Source organism: Trinickia diaoshuihuensis (assembly GCF_003390925.1).
Taxonomy (GTDB): domain Bacteria; phylum Pseudomonadota; class Gammaproteobacteria; order Burkholderiales; family Burkholderiaceae; genus Trinickia; species Trinickia diaoshuihuensis.
The window spans coordinates 1-25,558 of the sequence record NZ_QUBS01000048.1 but is presented as its reverse complement, the minus strand read 5'-3'; the positions used below and the strand labels follow the sequence as shown (position 1 = coordinate 25,558).

Annotated in this window: 21 protein-coding genes and 2 tRNA genes; 3 read left to right on the top strand and 20 right to left on the bottom strand. The window is 62.3% G+C overall.

The window, feature by feature from the left end; translation table 11 throughout:
- From DXT59_RS10455 to DXT59_RS10435, 5 genes are all read right to left on the bottom strand, one after another.
- A complete protein-coding gene (locus DXT59_RS10455) occupies nucleotides 1-2,802 on the bottom strand; it encodes a sensor histidine kinase (protein ID WP_116136835.1) in 2,802 nt (933 codons plus the stop codon).
- A gap of 81 nt (nucleotides 2,803-2,883) precedes the next feature.
- A complete protein-coding gene (gene kdpC, locus DXT59_RS10450; RefSeq protein ID WP_116136834.1) occupies nucleotides 2,884-3,465 on the bottom strand; it encodes a potassium-transporting ATPase subunit KdpC in 582 nt (193 codons plus the stop codon).
- Between the two features lie 93 nt (nucleotides 3,466-3,558).
- The gene (kdpB, locus tag DXT59_RS10445) at nucleotides 3,559-5,688 is read right to left on the bottom strand and encodes a potassium-transporting ATPase subunit KdpB (protein ID WP_116136833.1); all 2,130 of its coding nucleotides are present in this window, start codon (nucleotides 5,686-5,688) and stop codon (nucleotides 3,559-3,561) included.
- A 13-nt stretch (nucleotides 5,689-5,701) separates the two neighbouring features.
- Nucleotides 5,702-7,510, bottom strand: a complete 1,809-nt coding sequence (gene kdpA / locus DXT59_RS10440) for a potassium-transporting ATPase subunit KdpA (RefSeq protein WP_116136832.1) — start codon at nucleotides 7,508-7,510, stop codon at nucleotides 5,702-5,704.
- Entirely contained in the window at nucleotides 7,507-7,599 is a 93-nt protein-coding gene (locus DXT59_RS10435) for a potassium-transporting ATPase subunit F (RefSeq protein ID WP_102648608.1), read from the bottom strand. The genes kdpA and DXT59_RS10435 overlap by 4 nt, the downstream gene beginning before the upstream one ends.
- A 385-nt stretch (nucleotides 7,600-7,984) precedes the next feature.
- On the opposite strand from DXT59_RS10435, the gene DXT59_RS10430 reads away from it, so the two are divergent.
- Nucleotides 7,985-10,045 carry a hypothetical protein gene (locus tag DXT59_RS10430; RefSeq protein ID WP_116136831.1) on the top strand — a complete coding sequence of 687 codons (2,061 nt, stop codon included), beginning with the start codon at nucleotides 7,985-7,987 and terminating at the stop codon, nucleotides 10,043-10,045.
- A gap of 107 nt (nucleotides 10,046-10,152) precedes the next feature.
- Here DXT59_RS10430 and DXT59_RS10425 read toward each other — a convergent pair whose 3' ends face one another.
- A complete protein-coding gene (locus DXT59_RS10425) occupies nucleotides 10,153-11,424 on the bottom strand; it encodes an SGNH/GDSL hydrolase family protein (protein WP_116136830.1) in 1,272 nt (423 codons plus the stop codon).
- Between the two features lie 216 nt (nucleotides 11,425-11,640).
- Between DXT59_RS10425 and DXT59_RS10420 the strand changes: the two genes are divergently transcribed.
- Nucleotides 11,641-12,513 (top strand): LysR family transcriptional regulator, encoded by an 873-nt coding sequence (locus tag DXT59_RS10420; RefSeq protein WP_240324466.1) that lies wholly within the window; start codon nucleotides 11,641-11,643, stop codon nucleotides 12,511-12,513.
- 24 nt (nucleotides 12,514-12,537) lie between these two features.
- Nucleotides 12,538-13,050 carry a hypothetical protein gene (locus DXT59_RS10415; protein ID WP_116136828.1) on the top strand — a complete coding sequence of 171 codons (513 nt, stop codon included), beginning with the start codon at nucleotides 12,538-12,540 and terminating at the stop codon, nucleotides 13,048-13,050.
- Between the two features lie 78 nt (nucleotides 13,051-13,128).
- Here DXT59_RS10415 and DXT59_RS10410 read toward each other — a convergent pair.
- The 14 genes from DXT59_RS10410 to DXT59_RS10340 form a co-directional block, all read right to left on the bottom strand.
- Nucleotides 13,129-13,205 (bottom strand) — tRNA-Pro (locus DXT59_RS10410).
- A gap of 53 nt (nucleotides 13,206-13,258) precedes the next feature.
- Complete coding sequence (locus DXT59_RS10405; protein WP_116136827.1) at nucleotides 13,259-13,684, bottom strand: MerR family transcriptional regulator; 426 nt, start codon at nucleotides 13,682-13,684, stop codon at nucleotides 13,259-13,261.
- A gap of 54 nt (nucleotides 13,685-13,738) precedes the next feature.
- On the bottom strand, nucleotides 13,739-14,155 hold the full coding sequence (locus DXT59_RS10400; protein WP_116136826.1) for an integration host factor subunit alpha: 417 nt from the start codon (nucleotides 14,153-14,155) through the stop codon (nucleotides 13,739-13,741).
- A gap of 65 nt (nucleotides 14,156-14,220) precedes the next feature.
- Entirely contained in the window at nucleotides 14,221-16,653 is a 2,433-nt protein-coding gene (pheT, locus tag DXT59_RS10395; RefSeq protein ID WP_116136825.1) for a phenylalanine--tRNA ligase subunit beta, read from the bottom strand.
- A 94-nt stretch (nucleotides 16,654-16,747) separates the two neighbouring features.
- A complete protein-coding gene (gene pheS, locus DXT59_RS10390) occupies nucleotides 16,748-17,761 on the bottom strand; it encodes a phenylalanine--tRNA ligase subunit alpha (protein WP_162878026.1) in 1,014 nt (337 codons plus the stop codon).
- Between the two features lie 142 nt (nucleotides 17,762-17,903).
- Nucleotides 17,904-18,263: a 50S ribosomal protein L20 gene (gene rplT, locus DXT59_RS10385; protein ID WP_004192938.1), complete on the bottom strand. Its 360-nt coding sequence runs from the start codon at nucleotides 18,261-18,263 to the stop codon at nucleotides 17,904-17,906.
- Between the two features lie 29 nt (nucleotides 18,264-18,292).
- Nucleotides 18,293-18,490, bottom strand: a complete 198-nt coding sequence (gene rpmI / locus DXT59_RS10380) for a 50S ribosomal protein L35 (protein ID WP_102648611.1) — start codon at nucleotides 18,488-18,490, stop codon at nucleotides 18,293-18,295.
- Nucleotides 18,491-18,733: 243 nt separating this feature from the next.
- Nucleotides 18,734-19,255 carry a translation initiation factor IF-3 gene (gene infC / locus DXT59_RS10375; RefSeq protein WP_116136824.1) on the bottom strand — a complete coding sequence of 174 codons (522 nt, stop codon included), beginning with the start codon at nucleotides 19,253-19,255 and terminating at the stop codon, nucleotides 18,734-18,736.
- A 50-nt stretch (nucleotides 19,256-19,305) separates the two neighbouring features.
- Nucleotides 19,306-21,213 (bottom strand): threonine--tRNA ligase, encoded by a 1,908-nt coding sequence (gene thrS, locus DXT59_RS10370; RefSeq protein WP_116136823.1) that lies wholly within the window; start codon nucleotides 21,211-21,213, stop codon nucleotides 19,306-19,308.
- A 295-nt stretch (nucleotides 21,214-21,508) separates the two neighbouring features.
- Nucleotides 21,509-21,585, bottom strand: a tRNA-Val gene (locus DXT59_RS10360).
- Between the two features lie 69 nt (nucleotides 21,586-21,654).
- A complete protein-coding gene (locus DXT59_RS10355) occupies nucleotides 21,655-23,889 on the bottom strand; it encodes a RelA/SpoT family protein (RefSeq protein WP_116136822.1) in 2,235 nt (744 codons plus the stop codon).
- Between the two features lie 45 nt (nucleotides 23,890-23,934).
- The gene (locus tag DXT59_RS10350; RefSeq protein ID WP_116136821.1) at nucleotides 23,935-24,288 is read right to left on the bottom strand and encodes a RidA family protein; all 354 of its coding nucleotides are present in this window, start codon (nucleotides 24,286-24,288) and stop codon (nucleotides 23,935-23,937) included.
- Between the two features lie 59 nt (nucleotides 24,289-24,347).
- The gene (locus DXT59_RS10345; protein ID WP_116136820.1) at nucleotides 24,348-25,274 is read right to left on the bottom strand and encodes an alpha/beta fold hydrolase; all 927 of its coding nucleotides are present in this window, start codon (nucleotides 25,272-25,274) and stop codon (nucleotides 24,348-24,350) included.
- Between the two features lie 64 nt (nucleotides 25,275-25,338).
- Nucleotides 25,339-25,558: CoA-transferase (locus tag DXT59_RS10340; RefSeq protein WP_275895772.1), on the bottom strand; the 220-nt coding region annotated here is incomplete at its 5' end.

Sequence of the window (25,558 nt, the reverse complement as noted above, 5' to 3'; positions counted from 1 at the left end):
TTAGTTCTTAGGCTTGGCCGCACGTAGCGGCGGCAAATCGCCGAGCGCGATCTCGTCGATCGGCTCCGCCTCGATCGCCGGTGTTTCGTTCGCCGGCAGCGTGAACCAGAACGTTGCGCCGATGACCTCGCCGCCGGCGTTGAGGCGATTGTCGGCGCCGATTTGCCCACCGTGCGCCTCCACGATCGCCCTGCAAATCGCCAAGCCCAAGCCGATGCCGGGCTTGGCCGATTCTTTCTCGCCGCGCGTGAACTTCTCGAACAAGCGCGCTTCCATGCCGGCCGGCAGCCCCGGCCCGCAATCCTGCACTTGTACTTTGACGTAGCGTTGAGCGTCCGCTTCGAGCGTCGATGCGACGATCGCGATTTGGGAACCGGCCGGCGTGTACTTCGCCGCGTTCTCCAGCAGGTTCGCGAAGAGCCGCTCGACGAGCACGGCATCGAGTTGCACGAGCGGCAGATCGGCCGGCACGCGTGCTTCGATCGTCCGCCCGGCCAGCATGCGGCGGCATGCCGACAAGGCGGACCCGACCACCTCCTCGATCGACGACCACTGCCGGTTCAGCCGCATACTGCCTTCCTGCAACCGCGCCATGTCGAGCAAGTTCGTCACGAGGCCCGTCATGCGCAGCGCCTCGTCGTGAATCGCTTCGGCCAATTCCTGCTCGCGCAAGCTCATCGGCGCCCCGCCCGGCGCCTCCGCGAGCATCGATGCGAAACCGACGATCGAAGTCAACGGCGTGCGCAGATCATGCGAAATCGCCGACAGCAACGAGTTGCGCAACCGCTCCGACTCCATGCTGACGAGCGCGTCCTGCGCGATCTCCACGTAATGCACGCGTTCGAGCGCCAGCGCGATCTGCGAGGCGAACGTATCGATCATGCGCCGCTGCTCGGGGATCTCCAGTTCCTCCATGCGCGGCGAAAAAATCGCGATTACGCCGCGCGTGCGCATCGGCGCTTTCAACGGCAAATACAACGCACGCGCGGCCGGCAGCGTATCGGTGCCATGCCCCGCGTTCTTTTGCTGGTCGTAGACCCATTGCGCGATATCCAAATCGAGCGCCGAGGCGTCGAGCGTCAGCGCCTCGTCGGGATTCTCGATCTTTTGCCTCACCTTTTCCGCGCTGTCGGGCAATAGGATCGCGACGCGCGCTTGGAAAACCTCCGCAACATGGCGCGTGCCGATTTCGATGATCTGCGCCGTCGTCAACGCCGCGCCCAGTTCACGCGCCATGGCGAACATCGCGCCGGTACGGCGTTCGCGTTTCGTCGCGATGCGCGCTTGGCGGCGCAGGCTCGCCGTCAGGTGGCTGATCGTGAGCGAGGTCATCAACATCACACCGAACGTCAGCAGATACTGCGTATCGGAAACCGTAAACGACATGCGCGGCGGCACGAAGAAGAAATCGAATGCCGCCACGCCCAGGAACGAAAACATCACGCCGGGTCCGCGCCCGAGCCTCGCCGCCGTGAAAATCGTCCCGAGCAGATAGAGCATGACGAGATTGGCGAGCGAGATATGGTCGACGAAATAGCTTTCGACCACCGTAATCGCGGCGCATATACCGAATGCGTACGCATACGAAACGGCAGCCGAGCGGCCGCCGTTCGAGCCGATTCCGGCGAACCGCGTCACGCGTTCGCCCCGCTCCGCGGTCTCGCGGACCGTACCGGAATTGACGAGCGTGACGTCGATATCGCGCGCCGCGCGAATCAATCGCTCGCCGGTCGAGCGCCGCAGCCACGCGGTCCATCCCGGCCGCGACGTCGCCCCCACGACGAGCTTGGAGACATTGCGCATGCGCGCGTAGGCGATGAGCGTTTGCGGCGCGTCCTCGCCTTGCAGCGTCACCGTCTCCGCGCCCAATTCGGAAGCGAGCTTCAGTGCGTCGAGGGTGCGCTTGCGAAGCGTATCGGGCAAGCGTTGCAGCTTCGGCGTTTCGACATAGACGGCGAGCCAATCGGCCTTCAGGCTCGATGCGAGGCGAGCCGCCGCGCGCACGAGCGTCGCGCTCTGCGGACCCGCGCCGACGCAGACGATGATGCGTTCGCGCGCTTGCCAAATGCGCTCGATCGATTGATCGGCGCGGTACTCGCGCATCTGGGCATCGACTCGATCGGCCGTACGCCGCAGCGCGAGTTCGCGCAGTGCGATCAGATTGCCTTTCCGGAAGAAATTGCGAACGGCGCTTTCCGCTTGATGCGGAAGATAGACCTTGCCCTCGCGCAAGCGGTCGAGCAACTCTTCCGCCGGCAAATCGACGAGCGTCACTTCATCGGCCAAATCGAAAACGCGATCGGGCACGGTCTCCCAGACGCGAATGCCCGTGATCTGCCCGACGACGTCATTCAAGCTCTCCAAATGCTGAACGTTGACGGTCGTGTAGACGTCGATGCCCGCATCGAGCAACTCGTGCACGTCCTGCCAGCGCTTCAGATGACGCGAGCCCTGAACGTTCGAGTGAGCGAGTTCGTCGACGAGAATCAAGCCGGGCTTGCGCGCAAGCGCCGCATCGAGATCGAACTCCGCGAGCTGACGCCCGCGGTATTCGATGCGGGCCGGCGGCACAATCTCCAAGCCGTCGAGCAGCGCCAAGGTTTCCTTGCGACCGTGCGTTTCGACGATGCCGACGACGACATCGACACCCTCCTCGCGGCGGCGGCGGGCGGCCTGCAACATCGCGAAGGTCTTGCCGACGCCGGCGGATGCGCCGAAGAACACCTTCAGCCGGCCGCGGTGACGCTTTTCCTCCTCGCGCTGAATCTTATCGAGCAGCGCGTCGGGATCGGGTCGTTCCATAGGGCGTCTTCAATTGGTCATGACCGCATAGCATCCATCGGCATCGGAGAGCGCAGCGCGCCCGCACTTGCCGCCATCTCGTCAGTGTAGCGGTTTCAGTTCATCGAGCGCGAGATTGAGCTTCAGGACGTTCACGCGCGGCTCGCCGAGCACGCCGAGTTGACGGCCCGACGTGTTTCGTACGATCAACGCGTTGACTTGGCCGGCCGTCAACCCCCGAGCCTTGGCCACGCGGGCCGCTTGATAAGCGGCTGCGGCCGGAGAGATGTCGGGATCGAGACCGCTGGCGGAGGACGTCACGAGATCCACGGGGACCGGCAAGGTATTGGAAGGATCGGCGTCGTGCAAGGCGCTCAAACGCCCTTTCACCTCGTCGGTCAACGCGGGGTTCGTCGGCCCGAGGTTCGAGCCGCCCGAGCTTTGCGCGTTGTACGGATTGGGCGACGTCGCCGACAAACGGCCCCAGAAATAACCGGGCGCGTCGAATTGCTGTCCGATGAGTTCGGAGCCGGCCGCCTTGCCGTTTTTCTCGATGAGGCTGCCGTTCGCCTGGTGCGGAAAGACAGCCTGCCCGACGGCCGTCACGACGGCCGGATAGACGATGCCCGTGATCACCGTCAATGCCGCAAACAATACCAGCACGGGTCTCAGCATATTTTTCATGATCGATCGATACAAACAAATGGTGTTCTAAAGGGGCCGGCCCGCGTACATCGATGCTTGAGCCGGCCCGTGATACCTACCCGTGCCCGGGCGTTACGCCCACCCCATCGCCGAGATCAGCATGTCGATCAATTTGATGAACGGAAACGGGAGCAAGATGCCGCCGAGCCCGTAGATCAGCAAGTTGCGGCGCAAGAGCGAGGCGGCGCCGAGCGCGCGGTACTTGACGCCCTTCAACGCGAGCGGAATCAAGAAGACGATGATCAGCGCGTTGAACACCACGGCCGACATGATGGCCGACGCGGGCGAAGTCAGATGCATGACGTCGAGCACGCGCAACTGCGGATACGTCGTCGCGAACGCGGCCGGGATGATCGCGAAGTACTTGGCCACGTCGTTGGCGATCGAGAACGTCGTGAGGGAGCCGCGCGTCATCAGCATCTGCTTGCCGATTTCCACGATCTCGATCAGCTTCGTCGGATTCGAATCGAGGTCGACCATATTGCCGGCCTCTTTCGCCGCCTGCGTGCCCGTATTCATGGCCACGGCCACGTCGGCTTGCGCGAGCGCCGGGGCATCGTTCGTGCCGTCGCCCGTCATCGCGACGAGGCGTCCTTCCGATTGATGCGAGCGAATCATCTTCAGTTTCGCCTCGGGCGTCGCTTCCGCCAGGAAGTCGTCCACGCCGGCCTCGGCCGCGATCGCGGCGGCCGTCAAGCGGTTGTCGCCCGTGATCATCACCGTCTTGATGCCCATCTTGCGCAACTCGGCGAAGCGCTCCTTGATCCCACCCTTGACGATATCCTTGAGTTCGATCACGCCGAGGACACGGGCCGCGCCATTGATCTTTTCGGCGACGACGAGCGGCGTGCTGCCGCGGCGCGCGACATCGTCGACGGCCTTGATGACCTCTTGCGGATAACGACCGCCGTTTTCCTCGACATAGCGCTTCACGGCATCCGATGCGCCCTTGCGAATCTCGCGATTGGGCAGATCGACCCCGCTCATCCGCGTTTGCGCGGTAAAACCGAGGAAAACCGCCTGCAGCGCGTGCATGTCGCGTTCGCGGATATTGAAGCGCTGCTTCGCGAGCACGACGATACTGCGGCCCTCCGGCGTTTCGTCGGCCAGCGACGACAGTTGCGCCGCATCGGCCAGCGCCTCCTCGGACACGCCCGGAGCCGGAACGAACGAGGACGCCTGCCGATTGCCGAGCGTGATCGTGCCCGTCTTGTCGAGCAGCAACACATCGACGTCGCCCGCGGCTTCGACCGCGCGGCCCGAGGTGGCGATGACGTTCGCTTGCATCATGCGGCTCATGCCGGCCACGCCGATTGCCGACAGCAAGCCGCCGATCGTCGTGGGAATCAAGCAGACGAGCAGCGCGACGAGCGCCGTGATCGTCACGACATGTCCCGCATGGGCGGCGGCCACCGAGAAGATCGAGAACGGCAGCAGCGTCGCCGTGGCGAACAGCAGCACGAGCGTGAGCGCCACGAGCAAGATCGTCAGGGCGATTTCGTTCGGCGTCTTTTGGCGCTTGGCGCCTTCGACCATCGCGATCATGCGGTCGAGAAACGCCTCGCCCGGATTTACGCTGACGCGCACGACGATCCAATCGGACAGCACCCGGGTGCCGCCCGTGACCGACGAGAAATCGCCGCCCGATTCGCGAATGACCGGTGCCGACTCGCCGGTGATAGCCGACTCGTCGACGGAGGCGACGCCTTCGATCACCTCGCCGTCGGCAGGGATCGTGTCGCCCGCCTCGATGAGCACGACGTCGCCCTTGCGCAGATCGGTCGACGTGACGAGCAGAACCGGCGCTTTCGGATGCGGCTCGTTCAGCTTCTTGGCCATCACGTTGCTCTTGGCGCTACGCAGCGAGGCGGCTTGCGCCTTCGAGCGCCCTTCCGCCAATGCTTCGGCGAAATTGGCGAACAGCACCGTAAACCAGAGCCACAGCGCGATGGCGAGGATGAACCCGGCCGGCGCCTCCGCTTGGCCCGCGAGTGCGGCGACCCAAAGGATCGTCGTCAGAATGCTGCCGACGTAGACGCAAAACATCACCGGGTTGCGCAATTGAGTGCGCGGCCCGAGCTTCTTGAAGGCATCGACGATCGCGGGCTTCACCAGCGCCGGGTCGAACATCGAGCGAACGGCGGTACGCGCCTGCCCGAGGTTATCGGGACGATGGACAGGCGGTTGAGTCACAGTAGTCATGCTTTCCTCGAAATCAATGACCCGAGATCATCGTGAGATGTTCGGCAACGGGGCCGAGCGCCAATGCGGGCACATAGGTGAGCGCGCCTACGAGCACGAGCGTGCCGAGCAGCAGGACGACGAACAGCGGCCCGTGCGTCGGCAAAGTGCCGGACGTGGCGGCGATACGCTTTTTATTCGCGAGCGAACCGGCGATGGCCAGTACCGCGACGATCGTGCCGAAGCGGCCCAACCACATGGCGATCGCGGTCAGTACGTTATAGAACGGCGTGCTGACGGTTAGGCCCGCGAACGCGCTGCCGTTGTTGTTGGCGGCCGAGCTGAACGCATAGAGGATTTCGGAGAAGCCGTGCGCGCCCGGGTTCGAGATGCCGGCCGTGCCGAGCGGCGACAGCACGGCGATGGACGTGCCGACGAGGACCAGCAACGGCGTCAGCAAAATCGCGATCGACACCATCTTCATCTCGTAGGCTTCGATTTTTTTGCCGACGTATTCGGGCGTGCGGCCGATCATCAGACCCGCCACGAACACGGCCAAAAGCGCGAATACGAGCATGCCGTATAAGCCCGAGCCGACACCGCCGAAGATCACTTCGCCGAGCTGCATCAAGAGCAACGGCGTAAAGCCGCCCATCGGCGTGAGCGAGTCATGCATCGCATCCACCGCGCCGCACGAGGCAGCCGTCGTCGCGACCGTGAAGATGCCTGTCTGCGCGATGCCGAAGCGCACTTCCTTGCCTTCCGCATTGCCGCCGGGCTGCATGGCCGTTGCGTTTTGGTCGACGTGCAGCGAAGCGAACAGCGGATTGCCGCTTTGCTCGGCGGCGATTTCGCCCCAACAGGCGACCGCAAACGCGATCGTCATTGCCGCGAGCACCGCATAGCCTTGCCGTCGATCGCCGATCATGCGGCCGAATACGACGCACAAGCCCGCCGGGATGATGAGGATCGACAAAATCTGCACGAAGTTCGAAAGCGGCGTCGGATTTTCGTACGGATGGGCTGAGTTCGCGTTGAAAAATCCGCCGCCGTTCGTGCCGAGCATCTTGATCGCTTCCTGCGAGGCCACGGGGCCCATCGCAAGTGTCTGCTTATCGGCCTTCATGTCCTGCATGACCGGGTTGCCCTTGGCATCCTTCACCGGGTTGCCTTGCGCATCGGTTTTCGGTGCTTGGTAGGTCGTGACTTGCAGCGTCGGAACGTCTTGATACGACTTGAAGTTCTGAATCACACCCTGGCTGATAAACACCAAGGCGATGATCGTCGCAAGCGGCGCGAGGATGTAAAGCGTGATGCGGGTAAGGTCGACCCAGAAATTGCCGATCGTCTGCATCGTGTGACGCGCGAAACCGCGAATCAACGCGATGACGACGGCAATGCCCGTTGCGGCGGACAGGAAGTTTTGCACCGTGAAGGCAGCCATTTGCGTCAGATAGCTGACGGTCGACTCGGGCGTGTAATCCTGCCAGTTCGTGTTCGTGACGAAGCTGACTGCCGTGTTGAACGCCGCATCGGGCGTCATCGGCCCGAACGCCTGCGGATTCGCGGGCAGCCATTGCTGCAGACGCAAGAAGCCATAGACGGCCAAGGTGCCGAGCGCATTGAACAGCAGCACGGCGAGCGTATAGTGCTTCCACGACATTTCGGCTTGCTCGTCGACGCCGGCGATTTTATAGAGCAACCGTTCGAGCGGGCGGCCGACTTTGCGGACGACGACGGACGAGCCCTCGAGCACAGCGCTCATATATCGGCCGACCGGAAAGGCCAGCGCGATCAACACGACGATAAAAAGAGCGGTTTGGAGAAAGTTATTGGCGTTCATTCCAGATCCTCCGCGCGCAACAGCGCGTAGACGAGGTACGCCAGCAATAGCAGCGTCGAAGCCCCTGCGAGCCACATCATCCAAGCAATCACGGCCGGCCTCCCGGTCCGCGGCCGCGAAGCTTGTCGCAACCGGCTGCCAGCGCCACGCATAGCCCCAAAAAGATGGCTATGCCGACTAGGTACATAAAGTCCATTGTTGTGTTCTCCCGTAGCGGATCAGGACAGCGTGAAGCGTAGACGAGATCGAGTAAACGCCACGCTAAGAGTGAGCGAACCCGTATAAAAATCGTGTAAACGCGCGCGGGATTTCGTCCACCCTGGGCCCGATCGATCGGGTGTTGTCAAGCTCGGATCCGTCCGAGAATTTCGCCGGCGAGCGAATACGACTCGCCGAACGGCTAGCCTTCGCCTCGCGTTCGACGCCGCCTTTCAGACGCGCTCGACCGCATAACACTTATTCAACGAGGCATAGATGTTCAGTTGCTCCCCTGCTCGCGCACGCGCGTTCCTGCTGTGCGCTTCCCTAGCCTTTTCGTTCGACGCCCTGGCCGAGTCGGGCCACTATCGCGTGAGAGAAGAATCGCTATCGACGGGTGTTCGAATCGCCCAACAAGTCGATACCGTCGCATTCCCCGGTTTCCTCGGGTCCGCTTCGAAGTCACCGGCTACCGACACCCCCGCGGCCGGTACCGATCGTATGCGTTCGATCCGCCTGCTGATACCGGCCAAGGGCAATACCACGTCCGCAGTCGCGTTGGCGAACGGCTCGGCCTACCTGACGTTCAATTTGTTCAACCATGCCGTGCTCGTCGGTTATGGCAGGTCTTCGGCCGCGCAATCGGAAACGCCGTTCCGAGGCACGAATAAAGAATCGATACGGCCTAACAACGACGATCCCAGGTGGTCTCAAATCGTCGACATCGGCAGACGCATCTCGCCGAAGGCAACGCACGTGCTCGTCACGCTGTATGTCGTGCCTCGGCTCGATAACGGTACTCAAACGGAAAACAGAGCCAATTTGACGCTAACGCTCAACGAGGCGACGGTTCAAGGCATGCATGTCCTCAAAGGCCGCTCTTTGGCCGATGGTTTGATGCTCTCGGTGAGCGCGCGTGACTGGACCGCCTGGCGCGAACAACCCGTCCGCGCCGGGATGATGCGCGAATCGAATGCGTCGTTCTCGCTGCCGGACGCCTTCCCGCATCGATTGCCGTTCGTGGAACAGCGAACCGTCGACTTAAGCGGCGAGCCGGGTGGGCGGCGGCGCGATAAGCGCTGCATGACGAACGTCGCCTATGAGATGAGCAATTTGCTGTTTCCTGCGCTTTTGGAAGTCTATTTCGGCCGATCGGATCTATGCACGCTCGATCCGCATCCGAATCAGGACGTGGCGGCACCGCTACCCTTGGTGGAAGTGGCGAACCACGAAGATATTCCGCGCCTGCCCGACTCGACCGTATTCGAGGCGGCCGCGAGGGAGCCGGAAGAGTTGGGCGCCGCGGACGCCTTCGATGTCGCGATGGATATTGAGTTCTGCAATTCCAATCACCTCGAAAGTGCAGGCGATACGGCTTGCACGAACGCCGACAGGCGCGCCGCCGCCGCACTCGGCGATCTGACGCCCGCGCAAATCGAGGAGTTGCTTGCGCAGATCGAACGCATGTACGACGCCGACCGCCCTGGCCCGGGCACGTTGCACACAGGCAACGACGAATTGGATCGATGGCTGAACGCCGACCTCGTTCGCGCCGAAAATGCGTTGAACACCGCACAAGCCGTCGTGCATGTGTCCGATGCGCATGCAGAGCCGCAGGAACCGGTCAAGAAAAAGAGAAAGAAGCACAAGCAAAAGCTCGTCAAGGCGAGTTGCGTCGAGAACGATAAAGCACACGACGCCCCGGGCGATCGCGTCCGAAAGTGCGTCCGCGCAGCAAAAGCATTGCTGCACGAAAGGGGAGAAATCGTTGCGCTGTCGCCGCATGTCGCCAGCCGGGACCGCTACAGCCGGCGCGGAACCGAGCAATTCAATCGATTCACCAGGGAGTTCAGAAATACAGGCAGAGGGATGCCGCGCGGTATAGCGGAGGATCAGTTCGCAACGTTCACCGCGGCAATCGGCCGAGACGCCGCACCTACGGGCGACAACCTCGGCTTCGTGTTCATCAACGATCCGGCGCTTCGCGGCGGGGTATCGCGCTTTCCCTATGGCGTCGAGCACATCTGGTCCCCCGGGGGCGGCGGTAACGAAAATGCGGGACATCGGCAAGATTGGGAAACGCTCAAAGGGCTGCCGGTCGACAACCGGCAATTGTTGATCGATGTGATCATGGCCGCGCTGACGGACCCAAACGCACGCTTTACCCAATCGCGCGCGCGTAACGGCAACGTCGTTCGCACGTTTCAATACTTCGTCTTCATGAACGGCAATGTTCCGTTCGCCGTCAGGAATATCCGTATCGTCTTGGGACAAAACGGGATGGTCGTGACCGCCTATCCGCTGCGCGGGGCGAGCGCCGACTCGCTGCTGATGTAAGGCGGCTAGCAGCCGGGATGCCGGCACTATCGGGTGCCGGCTCTCCGGTTCGTTCGCAGCCGGCGGCCCATACATTGTCCGCCGCGCTGCGATCGTCATCCTATCCGTTAATGACCGAACACTATCGCGGGGCTCAACGCCTTCGCCATCGCCGCATTACCGGCATCGTTCGGATGAAGGTGATCGCCCACATCAAACGCGGGCAACAAACGCGTGGGGTGCGTGGGATCGCGTAAGACGGAATCGAAGTCGGCTACCGCATCGAATACCCCGCTCTGTCGAATCCATGCGTTGACTTCTTGGCGAACCTTATCCTTGTCTGGCGTGTAATACCCGTGCACGTCGGTGCCTTCCAGCGCCCCCTCGAACGGCGCGATGGTGCCGCCGACGACGCGCACGCCCCTTGCATGAGCGCGCTCGATCAATCGACGATAGCCGGCAATCAACATGGGCGCCTTCATCGGCGCTTCGTTCGGCGCGAAGCTCGAGCCGGGCCAACCGATGTCGTTGGTGCCGAGCAGCACGATAACGGTCTTGATGTTTGGGCGGGCAAGCACGTCGCGGTTTAGTCTCGCGAGCCCGCTCACGCCCATGCCGTCGCTCAGCAACCGGCCCCCGGAAATGCCGGCGTTGATTACCGGGACATGGTTGTTAGCCAGGCTACGCGTGAGGTCGTCGGTCCAACGACGATCGGCATCCATCGTCGTGCCGCGGCCATCCGTGATCGAATCGCCTAGTGCGACGATGGTGTCGGTTTTGTTTGGCGCGTCGACGAGCACCTCGCTGAGCAGCAGTCTCGCATCGAGCGGCGCGGGTCCGGCGAGCTTCGGATCGCTGAGATGGTTACCGGATACCACTTGCGCTTGTTGCCGGCCGTCCCAGTGGAACGTCGTGAGCGGCGTACGCTGCGGCAAGTACACACTCACGGCAAGCGGCGCGAGCGCGGGTACGGGCATATCGATCGGATCGGATACGACGCGCTTGCCCGGCGCAATCGTTGTTGCCGGCCGGCCGCCGAAGGTCACTGTTCGATCGGTGGATGTATCGATTGTCGCTAGTTCATTGGACAGTGCGGCGACATGCGCGCCGCCGACGACCACGGGCGTAGCTCCGTATTCGTTCGACAGGGCAAGGCGAATCCGCCGGCCCCCGATGCTCACGCGGACGAGCTGGCGTACCGTGCTCTGCTCCAAAGTATCGGGAATCCCGGTAGGCAGCGGTAAGGCATCGGCAGCCCAAATGGGCTGAACGCTCGCGGCCCACGTATCGACCCAAGCGGCGTGAGCGGGTTGGACCGCGGCGGCACCGGTGAGCAAGGCGCCGGACACCAACTTCCTTGCTGTTTGACTCAAAACGTGGGAAAGGGGTTGGGTTTTCATCTTGTCGCTCCTAGTCGGGAGACGCCAAGTTAGGCCATTCCTCTTTCTCGTAGAAGAAGGCAAATTTGCATATAAGTCATTCCGTTTCAGAATGTCTATGGATAGATGCGATATGCTCGCCGCCGAGACGAAAACTTTCAGACGATCGGAAAGCCTGCCCCACCACGAACGACAACCTCCTCGCGCCCAAGCACTCATATGGACCCAATCAGAGCGATGCGGACTTTCATTCGCGCAGTGGAACTCGGCAGCTTATCGGCCGCCGCGCGCGAACTCGACACGACGCAGCCCACCGTCAGCAAGATCATCACCGGCTTGGAAGCCGAGATGGGCGCGCGTCTGCTCGTACGCACCACCACCTCGCTGTCGTGCACCGAACAAGGAGAGCGCCTCTATCTCCGTGCACGCCAAATGGTCGAAGCTTACGACGAAGCCAAAGCCGATGTGCGTGGCTTGATCGAACGGCCCGAGGGACGGCTGCGCGTGGCCGCCCCCGTTAGCTTCGGTGTCTTGCATCTGAATAGGCTCGTGCTCGAATTCATGGAGCACTACCCGGATATCCAAGTCGATATGACGCTGAACGATCGGATCGTCGACCTGACCGTCGAAGGCGTCGATGTCGCGCTGCGGATCGGCGGCGAATTGCCTCCCGATGTCGTCGCGCGCCCGATCGCCGCTTATCAACGGACGGTCGTCGCGTCGCCCGGGTATATCCGAGCGCATCCTGCCATTCGCCGGCCACAGGATTTGGTCAAGCACGCGTATCTACGTTTCGCATGGCTCACGCAAGGCGATTCGCTCACGCTTTGTCATCGCGACGGACGGGAAACGACCGTCGCTACGCAGGCGCGCTATCGCATCAACAATTCGCTGGCGATTCGCGAAGGATTGCTCGCCGGCGCGGGCGTGGGGGTCGCGCCGGATTGGCTCGTCGCAGATCTGCTCGAAGATGGGCGGCTGGAACGCATCTTGCCGGCATGGCGCGCATCGCCGCATGAGCTCTTCGTGCTGTACCCGCCGCGCAGATATCAACCCCTGCGCGAACGCGTCTTCATTGAGTACCTGACGAGGAAATTCGCGGACCAGTGAGCAAGCGGATACACGGGAACCGCAATGCTCAAGCCGTTACTCATTGCTTGGGACCAGTGGAACGCGAAGCAGCATGTCACTTTCGAGCGGGCGGACGAAATGAGTACGGTATTAAGAGGGGAATTCGAAGCACGCATCGAGGCTATCGAAGCGCGTATGGATGCACGTATCGCCGCAATGGGAGAGCGGCTGGATGCATATGTGATACGCGCCGAGGAGCGAGACAAGCGACTCGACGAACGGCTCGAGGAACGAGACAAGCGACTCGAGGAACGCGATAAGCGGCTCGATGAACGGGACAAGCGAATTGAATTGATCGCCCAGCAAGTGGCCGCGGCAGCGAAGAGCGCTTCGAACCTCAAGGCTCATATGTGGCTCGCCACGACGACGATCGTCATTGCGGTGTCAGGTACAGTCGTGGCTGCGTACTACGCGGCACAACCGTCCCATCTCGGGATCACGCAGGCGGTCATTTCCGCCTTTCAGCAGGGGCAGCAAACGCAAAACCCGCTACGGGAGCAAGGCAGCGGCGGCTAGACTCGCTGGACGCGAGCCACCCTCCGCGCACCAAAGAAAAAACCCGCGGCAGCCTAAGCTGTCGCGGGTTTTTCAATCTGGTCGGGGCGAGAGGATTTGAACCTCCGACCACCTGCACCCCATGCAGGTACGCTACCAGGCTGCGCTACGCCCCGAAAGCATGAAAGTATAACAGACACTTTCACTAAATAGAACCACCCACGCGAAACTATCTACGCAGCAGTTCGATGATGCCGATCAGATCCTTCCTCAGTTGCCCGACATCGACGTCCCCGCCTGCTTGCGCAGGCGCCGCCGATGCAGCCGCCGCTTCCTGCTGCCCCTGCGCATCGAGCTTCGCGCTCGCCTCGTCCTCGATCACGGCGCCGCGCGCATCGAGCTTATTGCGCGCGCCGTTGATCGTGAAGCCCTGCTCGTAGAGCAGTTCTCGAATACGGCGTATCAACAGCACCTCGTGGTGCTGATAGTAACGACGGTTGCCGCGGCGCTTCACCGGTCGCAACTGCGTGAACTCTTGCTCCCAGTACCGCAGCACATGGGGCTTGACGCCACACAGCTCGCTGACTTCACCGATCGTGAAGTAACGCTTCGCCGGGATCGGAGGCAAGACGACTTTCTCGACCGTCGTAGTCATCGTCGGTTAACCGTCGTGGTGGAAGGCACACTGCAACGCGTCGGAGCCTCGCGATCAGCGCGGCAGCGCCGCTTCGGCGCCGTTTTCGACGAGCGCCTTCAGCTTTTGACTTGCATGGAACGTTACGACACGACGTGCCGCGATCGGAATCGCCTCGCCCGTCTTGGGATTGCGCCCAGGCCGTTGCGGCTTGTCACGCAACTGAAAATTGCCGAAGCCGGACAGCTTTACGCTGTCGCCCCCTTCGAGCGCATCGCGGATCACCTCGAAGAACGCCTCGACCATATCCTTGGCCTCGCGCTTGTTCAGTCCCACATTATCGAACAGCAGCTCGGCCAATTCGGCTTTGGTCAAGGTCGGCGTTTCCGGGGAAGTGGAGACGCCGATGGACGGTGTCGGTATTTCGCGAATCATGGCGCCACGCTGCGCCGCAAGTAGGGCTTCGAAATCACTCGAGTTCATTTCGTTCATGTCTAAAAACGGCGACTAACCGACGGCGACGCACCGCACGAACGCTCTCGCGAGCGTTCCCGCGCCTATCCTCGCAACCGCGCACCGTAAACTCGAGCCAAGCAATCCACCAAGGTCTTGACGGCCAAATCGACCGTTTCGTCCTGCAGCGTGCCGCCAGTATCTTGCAGGGTCACGCGGAAGGCAAGGCTTTTCTCGTGCGCCGCCAGCCCACCGGAAGTGCTTGATTTTGCACGAAATTCATCAAAGAGCGCAACCCTTTGTACAAACTTGCAGGCCTCTTCGCCGAGCGCCTTGTGCATCTCGTCGAGCAACGCCTGAACCTCGACGTTTTGGTCGACGACCACCGCGATATCGCGCCGAACCGGCGGATACTTCGAGACTTCCGCCAGCGTCGGCAATGCACGTCCCATCAATGCCTGCGCATCGATTTCGAATAGGATCGGCGCATGCGGCAGGTCGTATTGCTGCATCCAGCGCGGATGCAACTCGCCGATCCAACCCACGGCATGCCCGTCCAGTTCGATCCGCGCACTGCGCCCCGGATGCAACGCCGGGTGTTCCGCCTTCACGAAGCGCGCGACGCGCGGCGCGAACAGCGCCTCGACATCACCCTTTACGTCGAAGAAGTCGACCATGCGCGTCGGCAAGCCCCACTGCTCTTCCGCGGCCGGACCATACGCGAGCGCACCGATGCGTTTCGGCTGCGCATAGCCTTCGACGGTCATCTCGCTCGCACCGATCGAAGCATCGCGCAAGAACACGCGCCCTGCCTCGAACACCCGGACGCGATCCGCACGGCGGTTCAGATTGTGGCGCAAGACCTCGATGAGGCTGCCGAACAACGTCGTGCGCATCACTGACAACTGGCTGGCGATCGGATTGATCACGCGCACCGGCGTATCGTTGCCCGCGAAGTCGCGCTCCCAGCTTTCGTCGACGAAGCTGAAGTTGATCGTTTCCGCATAGTCGCGCGCGGCTAGCGCGTGACGCAGCGTGTGAATCGAGCGGCACGTCTCGTTCGTCGCGCGCATTGCATTGGCTGCGACGGGCGGACGAGCCGGGATCTTTTCGAAACCGTAGATGCGCGCGACTTCTTCGATCAAGTCTTCCTCGATCTCGATGTCGAAGCGATACGACGGCGGCGTCACGGCGAAGATCTCGCCGTCGAATTCGTATTCGAGCCCAAGACGCGTGAAGATTCGCGCCATCTCATCGGCATCGATCGCAACGCCGATGACGCGCTGCGCGCGCGCCACACGCATCGTCACCGGCAGGCGCTGAGGCAAATTGACGACCTGATCGTCGACGGGACCCGCCTCGCCCCCGCAGATGTCGAGAATCAAACGCGTAATGCGCTCGATGTGCGCAACGGTCGTGTCGTAATCCACGCCGCGCTCGAAGCGATGGGCGGCGTCGGTCGAGAAGTTGTACTTGCGTGCGCGGCCGCGAATGCTATCGGGCCACCAGAAGGCGGCTTCGAGATAGACGTTCGTCGTATCGAGCGTCACCGCGGTGCTATCCCCGCCCATGATGCCGGCGAGGCTCTCCACTTGACGATCGTCGGCGATCACGCCGACGGATTCATCGAGCTCGATGGTATTGCCGTTGAGCAGCTTCAAACTTTCGCCGCGGCGCCCCCAGCGCACTTCGATGCCGCCGTGAATCTTGTCGAGATCGAACACGTGCGACGGACGGCCCAATTCGAGCATGACGTAGTTTGAAATGTCGACGAGCGCGGAAATGCTTCGCTGCCCGGAGCGCTCGAGCCGCTCCACCATCCATTGCGGCGTCTTCGCGCGCGCATTCACGCCGCGAATCACGCGGCCTGAAAAACGGCCGCACAAATCGGGAGCCGAGATTTTCACCGGCAGACGCTCGGTCAGTTTCACCGGCACCGGCTCGATCGCGAGCGGCTTGAGCGGCGTACCCGTAATCGCCGCCGTTTCGCGCGCGACGCCGAACACCGAGAGGCAATCGGCCTTGTTCGGCGTCAGCTTGATCTCGAACACCGTGTCATCGAGGTTCAACGCTTCCCGAATGTCCTGCCCGATCGGCGTGTCCTCGGGCAAGATCATGAGGCCGCTGTGATCTTCCGAGAGCTTGAGTTCGCGTGCAGAACAGAGCATGCCTTCGCTTTGCACGCCGCGCAGCTTCGACAGCTTGATCGCGAACGGCGCACCGCCCTCCTCGGCCGGCGGCAACTGTGCGCCGACCAGCGCGACGGGCACCTTGATCCCGGGCGCGACGTTCGGCGCGCCGCACACGATATTGAGCGTCGATCCCGTGCCGGCATCGACCTGACAGACGTTGAGCTTATCGGCGTCCGGATGCTTGACCACTTCGAGCACGCGGCCGACGACGATCTTCGTCGTGGGCGGCGCGGCCGGTCGCAACGATTCGACTTCGAGGCCGGCCATCGTCAACGCATGCGACAGTTCCTCCGTCGTCAGTTGCGGATCGGCAAACGTTCGGAGCCAGGATTCAGGGAATTGCATGTGTGTCTACGTTCGAAGGAGTGGGTCCATGCTCGGGCGGGCGCTCGCTCGGCCCAGGCACCGCTTGCGGCTGTAGGTACGCGCTAGAGGCGCGTTACGCGAATTGCCGCAAGAAGCGCAGATCGTTCTCGAAGAACAGCCGCAGATCCTGCACGCCGTAGCGCAGCATCGTCAGACGCTCGAGCCCGCTGCCGAACGCGAAACCGATATAGCGCTCGGGATCGAGGCCCATATTGCGGATGACGTTCGGATGCACTTGGCCCGAACCCGAAATCTCGAGCCACTTGCCCGCGTTCTTGCCTTCCTCGAACTTCATATCGATTTCGGCCGACGGTTCGGTGAACGGGAAATACGAAGGCCGAAAGCGCACGAGAATGTCGTCGCGCTCGAAGAATTTCTTCAGGAAATCGGTATAGACGCCTTTCAGATCGGCGAAGCTGATGTTCTCCTCGATCCACAAACCCTCGACCTGATTGAACATCGGCGAGTGCGTCGCATCGCTGTCGACGCGATAGGTGCGGCCCGGCACGATGACCTTGATCGGCGGCGTATTGCTGCGCGCGTAGCGCACTTGCATCGGACTCGTATGGGTGCGCAACAGCAGCGGACGTCCGCCCGCGTCTTTTCCGTCGACGTAAAACGTATCTTGCATCGACCGCGCCGGATGGTTTTCCGGGCTATTGAGCGCCGTGAAGTTGTACCAATCCGTTTCGATCTCGGGGCCGTCGGCGACGTCGAAGCCGATCGAGCCGAAAATCCGTTCCACGCGCTCCCACGTTTGCATCACGGGATGCAAGCTGCCGGCGCCGATGCCGCGGCCAGGCAGCGTGACGTCGATGGCCTCGGCGGTCAGGCGTTGCTCGAGCAATGCCTGCGCGAGCGCATCGCGCCGCGCGGTGAGCGCCGCTTCCACTTGCTGCTTCGCGACGTTGATGCGCGCGCCCTCGGTCTTGCGTGCCTCGGGGTCCAGCTTGCCGAGCCCCTTGAGCAGCTCGGTCAACATGCCCGCCTTGCCGAGAAAACGCGCCTTCTCGTTTTCGAGCGAGACGCTATCGGCAGCTTGCGAGAAAGCTTCTTGCGCGTCGGCGACAATCCGGTCCAGATCCATTGATCCCATCATTTCAACGTCGGTGTTTTACGTAAGTGCGGCCAGCAAAAAAAAGGGGCTCGGTGAGGAGCCCCGTTTTCTTGTCCGAAGCACCGGCTTGCCCCGGCGCTCCAGACGAACCACGCAGTGACTAATTGATCAATTAGGCTGCAACGGCGGCTTTCACCTGCTTCACGATCGCGGCAAAAGCAGCCTTGTCGAACACGGCCATATCGGCCAGCACCTTGCGGTCGAGTTCGATCGAGGCCTTCTTCAGGCCGTTGATGAACACGCTGTACGTCATATCGTGCTGACGGACGGCCGCGTTGATACGCGTGATCCACAGCGCACGGAATACGCGCTTCTTGTTGCGGCGGTCGCGGTAGGCGTATTGGCCCGCGCGCATGACCGCTTGCTTCGCGATGCGGTAGACGTTATTGCGGCGGCCGCGGTAACCCTTGGCCAGGTTGATGATCTTCTTGTGGCGGGCACGTGCCGTAACCCCACGTTTGACTCGAGGCATGTTTCGCTCCTATGAGTAAAGGTTGAGGGTTAGGCGAAGGGCATCATCGCGCGCACGGAATCCAAGTTGGACTCGTGCACCGCTGCCGAACCGCGCAGGTGACGCTTATTCTTCGTGGTTTTCTTCGTGAGAATGTGGCGCTTGAAGGCTTGACCGCGCTTGACGGTACCGCCCGGACGCACCACGAAGCGCTTTGCGGCGCTCTTCTTGGTCTTCATCTTAGGCATGACGAACAACTCCGTTATTTGATGGCGATGGGTGTGCGGCCGGCCAAAAGCCCTAGCTCCGCCCTTTGAAACCCAGTCCACTTGTCTGCGGCTCAGCCGTTGCCGGCCGCCGCGTTTTCAGGAGCGGCACCCGATACCGCCGGGCGCCGCTCCGAAACCTGCTAGGCACTTCTACTTCTCTAACTGCTTCGTCGCACACACCGCCATCCGCCCGCTATGGGCCAATCGGCGGCGCGCCGAACGCTACTTCTTCTTCTTCGGCGCGAGCACCATGATCATCTGGCGCCCTTCCATCTTCGGCATTTGCTCGACCTGACCTACTTCCTCGAGGTCGGTGCGCAAACGCTCGAGCATCCGCATGCCGATTTCCTGGTGCGCCATTTCGCGTCCGCGAAAACGCAACGTGATCTTCGTCTTGTCGCCGTCCTCTAGGAAGCGCACGAGATTACGCAGCTTGACGTTGTAATCGCCGTCATCGGTACCCGGGCGGAACTTCACTTCCTTGACCTGGATGACCTTCTGCTTGAGCTTCGCCTCGTGCTGCTTCTTCGCTTCCTGGTACTTGAACTTGCCGTAATCCATCAAACGGCAGACCGGTGGGACCGCCTGCGGGGCGATTTCCACCAGATCGACGTCCTGCTGTTCCGACATGCGGAAAGCATCAGCCAGTTTCACGATGCCGAGCGGTTCGTTGTCGACTCCGACTAGACGCACCTCGGGTGCGGTAATCTCACCGTTGATGCGGTGCCCCTTATCAGTAGCGATGTTCCGTTTCCTCTAAAAATTAAAAAAACGAGCCGCGCTGCCGCAGTGGCTTACTTGAACGCCTGAACGTCTTCACGCAGGCGCTCAACGAAGGTATCGATCGGCATGACGCCCAGATCGACACCGCCACGGGCACGCACGGCTACCGTTTGTGCTTCACGCTCTTTGTCGCCTACCACGAGCAGGTACGGCACTTTTTCGAGCGTATGCTCGCGTATTTTATAGCTAATTTTCTCGTTGCGCAAATCGAGCTCGATTCTAAGCCCTTGTTTTTGCAACGTTTGGGCCAAGCTCTGCGCATACTCGGCCTGGCTTTCGGCGATATTCATGACGACGGCCTGCGTCGGCGCCAGCCACGGCGGCATCGCGCCGGCATGGTGCTCGATCAAAATCCCGAGGAAACGCTCCATCGAACCGACGATCGCCCGGTGCAACATCACGGGCCGGCGGCGGCTATTGTCCTCGGCCACGTACTCGGCGCCGAGCCGCTCCGGCAGCACCATGTCGAGCTGCAGCGTACCGCACTGCCACGACCGGCCGAGCGCATCCTTGATGTGGTACTCGATCTTCGGGCCGTAGAATGCGCCCTCGCCTTCGAGTTCTTCCCACTTAAGGCCGCACGCCGTCAGCGCTTGACGCAAGCCTTCCTCGGCGCGATCCCACGTCTCATCCGTCCCCGCGCGCTGCTCCGGACGCAGCGAGAGCTTGATATCGATGTTCTCGAAGCCGAAATCGCGATAGACGCTCATCGCGAGCGTATTGAATTTGATCGACTCCTCGATGAACTGCTCTTCCGTACAGAAGATATGCGCATCGTCCTGGACGAAGCCGCGCACGCGCATCAAACCATGCAGCGCGCCGGATGCCTCGTTGCGATGGCACGAGCCGAACTCGGCGTAGCGCAGCGGCAAGTCGCGGTACGAACGCAAGCCGTGCTTGAACACCTGCACGTGGCCCGGGCAGTTCATCGGCTTGATCGCGTAGTCGCGCTTTTCCGACTCCGTCGTGAACATGTTCTCGCGATAGTTCTGCCAATGGCCCGACGCTTCCCACAGCGAGCGGTCCATGATCATCGGCGTCTTGATCTCGAGATAGCCGTCGGCATTCACGCGCCGGCGCATGTACTGCTCGACCTGCTGCCACAGCGACCAGCCCTTCGGATGCCAGAACACCATGCCCGGCGATTCGTCTTGCAGATGGAACAGGTCGAGCTGGCGGCCGAGCTTGCGGTGATCGCGCTTCTCGGCTTCCTCGAGCATATGCAGATAGGCATCTTGCTCTTCCTTCTTCGCCCAAGCCGTGCCGTAAATGCGCTGCAACTGCTCGTTCTTCGAGTCGCCGCGCCAGTAGGCGCCCGCGACCTTCATCAGCTTGAAGACCTTCAGCTTGCCCGTGGACGGGACGTGCGGGCCGCGGCACAGATCGGTGAAACCGCCGTGCGAGTAGAGCTTGATCTCGTCGCTCGCCGGGATCGATTCGATGATCTCGGCCTTGTATTTCTCGCCGATGCTCTTGAAGTACGCCACCGCTTCATCGCGCGAGACGACACGGCGCGACACAGGCTCGTCCTTCTTCGCGAGCTCGAGCATGCGCTTTTCGATCTTCTCGAGATCCTCGGGCGTAAACGGCCGTTGATAAGCGAAGTCGTAGTAAAAGCCGTTGTCGATCACAGGCCCGATCGTCACTTGCGCTTCGGGATAGAGATCTTTCACGGCGTATGCGAGCAAGTGCGCCGCCGAGTGGCGAATGATATCGAGGCCGTCCGGGTCCTTCTCCGTGACGATCGCGAGCGAGGCGTCGCGCTCGATCAGCGTCGAAGTATCGACGAGTTCGCCGTCGAGCTTGCCGCCGAGCGCGGCCTTCGCGAGACCCGGACCGATCGAGGCAGCGACTTCCGCCACCGTCACCGGGTGATCGTATTGTCGAGACGAACCGTCGGGCAGGCGTATCGAAACCATTGCGTTCTCTCCGAGATGCCGCGCGCGGCATCAAAAACAATCGATTGGCGGCAACAAACCAAAACAGCAAGACTTGCCAAGCAAAAGACGGATAAAAAAAATGCGGCCCCGCTTTCGAGGGGCCGCATTCACTTTCACTGACAAGCAGACTAACAGGGCGAAAGAGGTCCTCGACTAGCGTCGCTCCGAAAAGGTTTCGGTCAACGTTCGCGGTGTCATAACCGTATTCGCCTTGTGCGCTCTCGCGCCTTTGACTGCTGCTGAACGCCCGGCGGACCGGGCATTCGATTTTCGTTGGTAGGCTCGATTGGACTCGAACCAACGACCCCCACCATGTCAAGGTGGTGCTCTAACCAGCTGAGCTACGAGCCTGAAGAAGAAGCGATTATATGGACCCTATTGAACCTTGGCAAGTACTTTTATGCTTTCACATGAAAAAAGCTAAGACTTGCGCGTCGCGCTGACGACGCCGGCTACTTCGCCGAGCAGCGTGCAGGCGCGCTGGATCTGCGAGGAGCTCGATACTTCCACCGTGAATTGCATGAACGCGCTCGTGCGCCGGCTCATCGTCTTCACGCCGACGACATTCATCTTCTCGCGCGCGAACACTTCGGAGATATCGCGCAGCAGCCCTTGCCGGTCTTGCGCCTCGATCGTGATATCGACCGGATACACCGACGAGCCACGCCCCACCATCACGTCGGCCGACCAGGCGGCGGCCAGCACGCGCTCGGGCGCCCCCGCCGCCATGCGCCGGAACATCGCGCAATCGCTGCGATGAATCGACATGCCCTTGCCGCGCGTGACGAAGCCGCTGATTTCGTCGGGCGGCGCTGGCCGGCAGCAGCGCGCAAGTTGCGTCAGCAACGCATCGACGCCGACCACGAGCACGCCCGTCGACGCGCCGCGCGCCACGCTCGCGCCGCTGCCGCGCTTTTCGAATTGCTCGGGCGTATCGGCTTGCGGCTCGGGCGGCGCCGTATCGGAGAGCGCCTGCTCGACGTTGCGCAGGCTGAACTCTTCCTTGCCGACGACGTTGAATAGATCGTCGGTCGACTTGAAGCCGAGCTTCGCCGCGAGCTGATCGAGATTGACCGACGTCTTGCCTTCGCGCTGCAGGGTCTTTTCGACCATCGCGCGGCCGGTCGCGATGTGCTCTTGCAATTCGATCGCGTTGAACCACGCGCGCACCTTCTGCTTCGCGCGATTGCTCTGCAAATAGCCGAGTTGCGGATTGAGCCAATCGCGCGAAGGGCCGCCCTCCTTCACCGCGACGATCTCCACCGTCTGGCCGTTCTGCAACGGCTTGTTCAGCGGCACCATCGCGCCGTCGACGCGCGCGCCGCGGCAGCGGTGACCGAGTTCGCTATGCAAGTGATAGGCAAAGTCCAGCGGCGTCGCGCCCTGCGGCAGCGCGATCACGCGCGCTTGCGGCGTGAGCACGTAGATGTGGTCGTCGTCGAGCGTGGCATGGCGCAATTGCTCCCAGGGCCTCGCCGCCGCGGGCTCGCCTTCGGCGACGTCTTCCTTCCACGCGAGCAACTGGCGCAGCCACGCGATCTTCTCATCGTATTTCTCGCTCGCGCTGAACTGCCCGCCGTAGCCGCGGACGCCCGCTTCCTTATAGCGCCAATGCGCGGCGATGCCGTACTCTGCGAAGCGATGCATCTCGTGCGTGCGGATTTGCACTTCGAACGCGCGACCGTCGTCGCCGATGACGACCGTATGCAACGACTTATAGCCGTTCGGCTTCGGCCGCGAGATGTAATCGTCGAATTCCTTCGGCACGGGCTGCCAAAGATTGTGGACGATGCCGAGCACCGCGTAGCAATCCTTGATGTCCGGAACGATGACGCGGAACGCACGCACGTCGTACAACTCGGCGAAGTCGAGCGCCTTGCCGCGCATCTTGCGCCATATGCTGTAGATGTGCTTCGGGCGCCCGCTGACCTCGGCCTCGATATGCGCCGCCGCGAGTTCTTGCTGCAACCGCTCGATCGCTTGCGCGACGTACGACTCGCGCTCGACCCGCTTCTCGTCGAGCAGCTTCGCGATGCGCTTATAGGTATCGGGGTCTTCGAAACGAAACGCGAGATCCTCGAGTTCCCATTTCAATTGCCAAATGCCCAGCCGATTCGCGAGCGGCGCGTAGATCTCGAGCGTCTCGCGGGCCACGTCGGCTCCGGGCGAAAGTTTCGCGGCCGCGTAGTAGCGCAGCGTTTGCAAGCGCGACGCGAGCCGGATCAGCACCACGCGAATATCCTGCGCGAACGCGAGCAACATCTTGCGCAGCGCCTCGATTTGCGCGCGGCGCGCCGCCTGCGCATCGCGGCCCGCCTCCGGCATGGCGTTGCTCGCCGCTTTCAAGCTGACCGTCCCGAGCCGGAGCAGCTTGCGCACGTCGCTCACGAGTTGCCCCACCTCTTCGCCGAAACGCTCGGCGATGACCCGTTCCGGCTCGGCGAGATGCGGCGTCAACGCGAACAACGCCGCGGCCAACACTGCGGGCGGATCGACGTTGAGCTTGCCGACGATCGACGCGGTGCCCGCCGCATGTTCGGCCAGCAATTCGCCGGACGCGAGACGCGCGTCGCCCGCGTGCTCGCGCACGAAAGCGAGCGCATCTTCAAATGACGGCAACGACGGCGCGCCGGCGACGACCGTATCGGCGTTCATCGTTCGACTCTCTTGCGTGGGACGGGAACTGCGAGGTTCGATTGCTCAGCCGCGCTGGGCCGCGACGACGACGATTTCGACGAGGCATGCCGGATTGGCGAGCTTCGCCTCCACGGTGGCGCGCGGCGGCGTGGCGCCTTGCTGGACCCACTCGTCCCAGACCGCGTTCATGCCTTGAAAGTCGTTCATGTCGGCCAAGTAAATCTGCACCGACAGCAGTTGCGACTTGTCGCTGCCCGCTTCGGCGAGCAGCCGATCGATATGGCCCAGCACTTCGCGCGTCTGCCCGCGGATGTCCTGGCTCGTCTCCTCGGCGATCTGCCCGGCCAGGTAGATCGTGCCGTTGTGAATCGCGATTTCCGAGAGGCGGTTGCCGACGTGATGACGAATGACTGCCATGTGAAGTCCTGATCGGGTACGAAAAATTTCCGAAGGCCGCATGCGGCCGCAAACCGCTATTATGACGCGTACCCGTCGTCGCCGACGAAGAAACGGCGCGCAATGCCGATTTGCCCCGCATCGAGAAACGCCGGGGCATGGCCCACCCCTGCGATTTCGACGCTCGACACCGCTTGGCCGCGCTCGACCATGGCGGCGACGGTTTGCGTCGACAGCAGATCCGACTCGCCGCCGCGCACGACCAGCACAGGGCCCGGAATCGCCTCGAACAAGCGCCACAAAAGCTGCTCCGCGCCGAGCCCGGCGTCGGGGTTGACGGCAGCGAACGGCTGCGCGATCGCCGGGTCGTAGCGCAAGACCCAGGCGCCGTCCTCGCGCTGGCGCATCAGCGGCGCGTTGATCTCGTACCACTCGTCCGCGCTCAACGGCCCGAAACCCGGCGCGAGCGAAGCGGCGTAATCGACGGCTTCGCGCAGCGTCCCGAAGGTCCCGGGTTTGCCGAGGTAGTCGCGAATCCGGTCGAGCGCGCCGGGCTCGATATGCGGTCCGATATCATTGACCAGCAATTTGCGGATCGGCGAACCCGGCAAGCCCGCCAGCGTCATGCCGATCACACCGCCCATCGACGTGCCGAACCAGTCGACCGACTCGACGTCGAGCCGCGCGATCAAGGTAACCATGTCGGCAACGTATTGCGGCACGACGTAGCGGTTCGGATCGCCGAGCCAATCGGACAGGCCGCGGCCCGCGACGTCCGGACAAACGACGCGATAGACGTCGGCGAGCGCCGCCGCGACGCGATCGAAATCGCGCCCCGAACGCGTGAGTCCGTGCACGCAGACCAGCACGCGTTTGTTGGCGGGATCGCCCCATTCCGTGTAAGCCATCCGATGCAGGCCCGTGGGGCTCGCGCATTGCACGTAACGTTGCACGGGAGCGGGAGCCGCCGCGGGATTCGCGGCGGCGGTCGGCGTCGTCTCAGTCATCGTATCGTCGTCCTCGGATGGACATGGCGCGGCGCGATGGCATCCGCCGCGCGCGAGCCCCGGTTCAGTTCACCGCGCTCGTATCGAGCGGCGCGCCCGTCTTCGCCTTGATCTCATCGACGGTCACGCCCGGCGCGAGTTCGACGAGTTTCAGGCCCGCATCGGTGACGTCGATCACGCCCAGGTCGGTGATGATCCGATTGACCACGCCCACGCCCGTGAGCGGCAGCGTGCACTCTTCGAGGATCTTGTGCTGATCGCCCTTGGCCACATGCTCCATCAGT

Excerpts from the sequence above, each read along its gene's own strand:
- DXT59_RS10455 (WP_116136835.1), bottom strand. The coding sequence starts at position 2,802 with ATGGAACGACCCGATCCCGACGCGCTGCTCGATAAGATTCAGCGCGAG.
- kdpC (WP_116136834.1), bottom strand. The coding sequence starts at position 3,465 with ATGAAAAATATGCTGAGACCCGTGCTGGTATTGTTTGCGGCATTGACG.
- kdpB (WP_116136833.1), bottom strand. The coding sequence starts at position 5,688 with ATGACTACTGTGACTCAACCGCCTGTCCATCGTCCCGATAACCTCGGG.
- kdpA (WP_116136832.1), bottom strand. The coding sequence starts at position 7,510 with ATGAACGCCAATAACTTTCTCCAAACCGCTCTTTTTATCGTCGTGTTG.
- DXT59_RS10430 (WP_116136831.1), top strand. The coding sequence starts at position 7,985 with ATGTTCAGTTGCTCCCCTGCTCGCGCACGCGCGTTCCTGCTGTGCGCT.
- DXT59_RS10425 (WP_116136830.1), bottom strand. The coding sequence starts at position 11,424 with ATGAAAACCCAACCCCTTTCCCACGTTTTGAGTCAAACAGCAAGGAAG.
- DXT59_RS10420 (WP_240324466.1), top strand. The coding sequence starts at position 11,641 with ATGCGGACTTTCATTCGCGCAGTGGAACTCGGCAGCTTATCGGCCGCC.
- DXT59_RS10415 (WP_116136828.1), top strand. The coding sequence starts at position 12,538 with ATGCTCAAGCCGTTACTCATTGCTTGGGACCAGTGGAACGCGAAGCAG.
- DXT59_RS10405 (WP_116136827.1), bottom strand. The coding sequence starts at position 13,684 with ATGACTACGACGGTCGAGAAAGTCGTCTTGCCTCCGATCCCGGCGAAG.
- DXT59_RS10400 (WP_116136826.1), bottom strand. The coding sequence starts at position 14,155 with ATGAACGAAATGAACTCGAGTGATTTCGAAGCCCTACTTGCGGCGCAG.
- pheT (WP_116136825.1), bottom strand. The coding sequence starts at position 16,653 with ATGCAATTCCCTGAATCCTGGCTCCGAACGTTTGCCGATCCGCAACTG.
- pheS (WP_162878026.1), bottom strand. The coding sequence starts at position 17,761 with ATGGATCTGGACCGGATTGTCGCCGACGCGCAAGAAGCTTTCTCGCAA.
- rplT (WP_004192938.1), bottom strand. The coding sequence starts at position 18,263 with ATGCCTCGAGTCAAACGTGGGGTTACGGCACGTGCCCGCCACAAGAAG.
- rpmI (WP_102648611.1), bottom strand. The coding sequence starts at position 18,490 with ATGCCTAAGATGAAGACCAAGAAGAGCGCCGCAAAGCGCTTCGTGGTG.
- thrS (WP_116136823.1), bottom strand. The coding sequence starts at position 21,213 with ATGGTTTCGATACGCCTGCCCGACGGTTCGTCTCGACAATACGATCAC.
- DXT59_RS10355 (WP_116136822.1), bottom strand. The coding sequence starts at position 23,889 with ATGAACGCCGATACGGTCGTCGCCGGCGCGCCGTCGTTGCCGTCATTT.
- DXT59_RS10350 (WP_116136821.1), bottom strand. The coding sequence starts at position 24,288 with ATGGCAGTCATTCGTCATCACGTCGGCAACCGCCTCTCGGAAATCGCG.
- DXT59_RS10345 (WP_116136820.1), bottom strand. The coding sequence starts at position 25,274 with ATGACTGAGACGACGCCGACCGCCGCCGCGAATCCCGCGGCGGCTCCC.